Source organism: Bacillus sp. SRB3LM (assembly GCF_015712745.1).
GTDB classification, from domain to species: Bacteria; Bacillota; Bacilli; order Bacillales; family Bacillaceae_G; genus Bacillus_A; species Bacillus_A thuringiensis_K.
Genome location: NZ_VWVQ01000077.1, coordinates 1 through 4,529, shown reverse-complemented (window position 1 = coordinate 4,529; position 4,529 = coordinate 1). Strand labels below are relative to the sequence as shown.

The following is a 4,529-nucleotide window of genomic DNA, read 5'->3' as shown; positions in this document are numbered from 1 at the left end:
ATACTAATCACGCACCTTTTTTAAAGTCGTAGTACCAGTATGACCAAGTTGGGAAGATCGTTTTCAAATATTTTAAAAATTTTGCACCAGAACCTTCTTTTTCCCTAATCCACTAATGTGGACTCGAACATCTTTATTGCTTTCATATTGATGTATTTCATCAAATACAACCGCGCCATCACGCAAACCATCCTTTGTATCTCCATTAGACGTTCTAAACTTCAATATACTTCCTGTAGCTTTAGAAACAGTTTGAGTTAATGTGGTTTTAAATGCTCGTTGCAATATGTCATTTCGTCTGACGCATTTATGAACTTCATCTGGACTAGTTTTCGCCTGCTCTTCGCTGTTTGCAACAACAGAAATGTTATATTCGGTAATACCATGCATTTCACTAATTAAAAAATGAATGATGACTGATATTAATCCGTTTTTACCACCACCACGCCCAAGCATCCACAAGAATTTCCGATAAAATACACGTCCGTTTTTCTTATAAAACCAAAAAACGAATGCTATTAAGAATTTCTGAAATGCTTGTAACGGAAAGTACCATTTCTCTCCAAAGCGGATACACTTCTCAATCATTTCATCATCAAAATACAAATCATCTCTGTTCAAAACATATTTTTCTAGATAGTCAATTAACAGTTCTCTTTCTTTATTGAATTTTATTTTTCCACTTCTATAAAGTTCAATGTATTCATCTACATACTTTTGCCCAATCATATTAAATCACTTGGACTGTATCCCGTATTAGAAGCACCAACTTTAGGGACAAACTTTATATCTCTTCCTAAAGCAATTAAAGAACTGTTAATTTTGTTTCTCTCACTTATAAGAGGGTGGGCTTTAACAAACACTTGGGAAGCATTTTTTACTGTTACAGACTCGCCTTCTTTATTAATGGTTTTATTTATTTTTCTAAATGCTTTGACCAGATCAATATATCTTTCTACTTTTTCAACTTCGACTAAATCTGTAATATCAATACTATTCATGAGCTGTTCTTTTAACCTCACAATACTAACAGCCATCTACCCACCCCCCTAACGTGCGTAATTTCGAAAAAAAACTGACAGTTAACCCCCTCCTCCGGTGCCCCTTAGACGAAAAAAAGCCCAACCTTCGAACTGGGGGGCCTTATCCCTGAATCATTTTCACCACTTTTCATCGTTTTCCCATTTGTTCGGTTTCTTTTTGAATGTTCTACCGTGTTCTTTATTATGGCAATCCACACAGACTGTTTCTAAGTTATCTATTTCTAATGCAAGTTCTGGATGATGTCCTAGTTCTTTTATATGATGGACAACGAGTTGAATCTTCTTACGCTTGGCACGCTCACTGTACTCATTGGTATCAGTTTGTACACGACCATTTCGTTTACATTCCTGACACTCATAATTGTCTCGCTTTTTTACTTCTTCTCGCAATTGTTTCCATGCCCTACTGTCATAGAACTTACGTTTTTGTTGTTTTGTTTTATATTCTCTCATTCTCTCTTTACCACTCTACTTTCGAACTACTCCTCTAAACAACCATCTATCAACCCTTCTTTTTAACCTCATAAAAAAGGAAGGATTGAATTGTTTTTGATTCTTTTCATCATTCTTTACTAATTCTTCTATTGTCGAATCCATAAGATGAGTCATTGAATAGAACATAGGTTGTTGCCCATACATTTTATAATATTTAAACTGAAGTTCATCCATTTCTACTACCGTTCGATTTTTAAAATATCTATGATAAATTATATCGTCCAAAGGACTTAGACCGAGCGCATCAATTTTCTTTTGTACCTCTGTTTCAATATGTTCCATCTTCTCCACTCCTTGTATCTGTTCTCATTTCAATACCATTTGGGCATTTGTTAATTTATATTCATTTTTATTGGTATACAAAACCAAAACTAACAAATAATAAGAGTGGATGAAAAACTTTCACTACGGCTTTGTACATTGAATGACCCCAATTAGCTATTCTACATCTTTGAAATGTATGAATATGTATGTGCTTCATCCTTTCAGTCACTCCATGAAGGATAAGGAACGTACTATGTAATTCACATTAAAACTAAACCATATTTTCTTTTGTTACAATTATACAGTCGTTCTTTATTCCTTTTCCATTCTTTACATATTTAGGTTTCCTAACAGGAAATAGACTTCCATCCATACTGGGGTATCTTCTCTCATTTTGTCCTTGTCAAGGACATTTTTATCAATCCCATTGTATATTCCTCATGTTATAATAATAATCTCTTAATCATATTTGATATCACATACAAGTTATATCAAACCTTTCTGTTTCTCTATTTGCACAGTTACTTATCATCCACAATTGATACGGTAACTGTGCTTTTTTTATTATTCCTTCAGAAGTTCATCCATAGTTTTATCTAACAAGCTAACCATCGCTTCTCTTCTTTGCTTTGGTGTGGTGTTATCTTCCAATTCATTAAAAATGGGAATTACACTCTCTAGTTGTCGTTTATCAATACGCTCATTTACAAGCTCTTGCCCTAACAGTGAAATGAATGTACCAATCGCAACCGCCTGTTCCTGTTTAGTTAGTTTCATTTGTTCTCACTCCTTATCCAAAATAAAGCACTCGAATGGATGCTTTAACTCGTATACTCAATTGGTATAAAAACCCAAATCACTTCCTATACTAAGAATACGAATAAAGAACATATGTAAAGATACTCTCTTTTTCATATCTCATTCTTACAACACCCTATGGCATCAAATACATATGTTCCCCTTCAGCTTTTCCATTTAGGTGGATGACGAGCGTGCTTGTATCTCAATTCATAAAGTTCCTCTTTATCATCATACAGTCGCTCTTCATCCAACTTTATTTTACCTTTATTACATGCCATTTCTTAGATGACCTTATTAACAAATCCATGCTAGTATAAAATTACAATCAAACATAATCCTTCCCCCTACGAAGGTATTTATGTTTTTCACTATCTATTCACACACTGAACAGCCAGATTATGTATCACAACATAATTTGGCTGTTCTTTTATTTTCCATACTCCATCCAAAATGAGCATGGATCTATTTAATTTAAAGAAAAAGAGAGCTACCAAAGAATGGCCGCTCTTACATAATCTATATCGAAAGGAAGGTTTCTAGAAAAAGCACCACCAATAGGTGTTGTCCTACACTTCAATATATGCTTCTCTCTTTAAAAAGTTCTACATTTTTGGTAAATAAAACCATAAAATGAGCTTGTATCAATGTCACATGAGAGGATACTTGATGTTTTTGGTTTTAAACACCATTTCAACTTTGTCCTTTGGTTCCATTCCCAACTCATTTACATATATTATCTTGAACCCTTACTTTTCGAACTATTATTTGTTCATGACTCACACACATAACAGTAATAGTGACTGTAAATTCAAAAAACGGGCACGCTGGCACACGTACTCGTTTTTTACATAATAAAAGAAAAGCTAAATTAAAAAAGGAACAGAATATAGTATACGAACACGCTCTATTGCATTTCTTAGTACCCATGTAAATGTAAAAAAGAGGCGATTTCATTCGCCTTTTTTTATTGATTCATTTTTATTGGTATTAAACACCAATTCAAAGTCCATAATACAAATAGAGGAAGAACCTACCATCAAATTGGTGCATTGCATGTGCTTATACCCACTCGTGTATCACACCAAATGATATTCGTTCTTCTTCCTACCATTTTTATTCAGAAGGTTGAAGAATGCACAGAATACCTTTCATCTAAAATAACCCACCACACTTATATATTCTTGCATTCTTCATTCCTTCATCCATCTATAACCATTAAACCTTCCCCCTCATACTTCTCTATTCATAAAGTCAGCTGTATGACCCAGAATATTATATTTTTTATTCTTTTTCTTTTCTTCCTTCTTTTTTCTCTTGAATAGCCTGAAAATCTGCGTTCCATTGCTTTAATCTATCATTTTTCGCTCGCATAGGATGTAACCTTTCCTATAAATGTATTCCCTATAATGACTCTAACTAAAAAAAGAGAAAAAAAGAACTGCATCTATTACCTATATCAAGAAACAAATTCAGAGGTACCAAAAGAGCAATCGTGCACCAGTTACCCTTTCGTCAAAACCTTATGTTATTACTATAATCGATATTTTCAAGAGTTTCGATTCACTTTAGGAGTGAACCTAAATGATACCTTCTCGCTCTACGAACTTAATCAAACGAACTATTTCAGCATGTTTCTTTTTAATATGGCTAGAGCTATAACTGATTTCTTCAGCTATTTGCTCCAACGTCATACCGTCCACATATTTCATTTTAAGTATTTTATTATCCAATCCCCTAAACTTACTAATTAATTTTTTCAGTTTGTACATATCATTCATCTTATATGCTAATTCATATTCAATTGCTTCAATACGTTCTTCTACTTTTGCACCTTCTGACCTGGTCAAGAAAAACTGGAACATGAAATAGATTATGCAATTGATTTTGAATACTGATACGGAGTCATTCCATTTAATGATGAGTGCG

General features: G+C 33.5%; 5 protein-coding genes and 1 pseudogene. All 6 read right to left on the bottom strand.

Annotation, left to right across the window (positions count from 1 at the left end; translation table 11 throughout):
* Positions 1 to 93: 93 nt before the first annotated feature.
* Positions 94 to 729, bottom strand: a pseudogene (locus F3I02_RS23615) (terminase large subunit domain-containing protein); the annotation flags it as partial.
* Positions 726 to 1,037, bottom strand: a complete 312-nt coding sequence (locus tag F3I02_RS23610; RefSeq protein ID WP_196478271.1) for a P27 family phage terminase small subunit — start codon at positions 1,035 to 1,037, stop codon at positions 726 to 728. The gene F3I02_RS23610 and the pseudogene F3I02_RS23615, both read right to left, overlap by 4 nt.
* Before the next feature lie 123 nt (positions 1,038 to 1,160).
* Positions 1,161 to 1,496 (bottom strand): HNH endonuclease, encoded by a 336-nt coding sequence (locus F3I02_RS23605; RefSeq protein ID WP_078187444.1) that lies wholly within the window; start codon positions 1,494 to 1,496, stop codon positions 1,161 to 1,163.
* A gap of 15 nt (positions 1,497 to 1,511) precedes the next feature.
* Positions 1,512 to 1,820, bottom strand: a complete 309-nt coding sequence (locus F3I02_RS23600; protein ID WP_061656728.1) for a hypothetical protein — start codon at positions 1,818 to 1,820, stop codon at positions 1,512 to 1,514.
* 546 nt (positions 1,821 to 2,366) lie between these two features.
* Positions 2,367 to 2,579: a hypothetical protein gene (locus tag F3I02_RS23595; protein ID WP_078187446.1), complete on the bottom strand. Its 213-nt coding sequence runs from the start codon at positions 2,577 to 2,579 to the stop codon at positions 2,367 to 2,369.
* Positions 2,580 to 4,180: 1,601 nt separating this feature from the next.
* Positions 4,181 to 4,522 carry a sigma-70 RNA polymerase sigma factor region 4 domain-containing protein gene (locus tag F3I02_RS23590; RefSeq protein ID WP_308018605.1) on the bottom strand — a complete coding sequence of 114 codons (342 nt, stop codon included), beginning with the start codon at positions 4,520 to 4,522 and terminating at the stop codon, positions 4,181 to 4,183.
* Between the last annotated feature and the right edge of the window lie 7 nt (positions 4,523 to 4,529).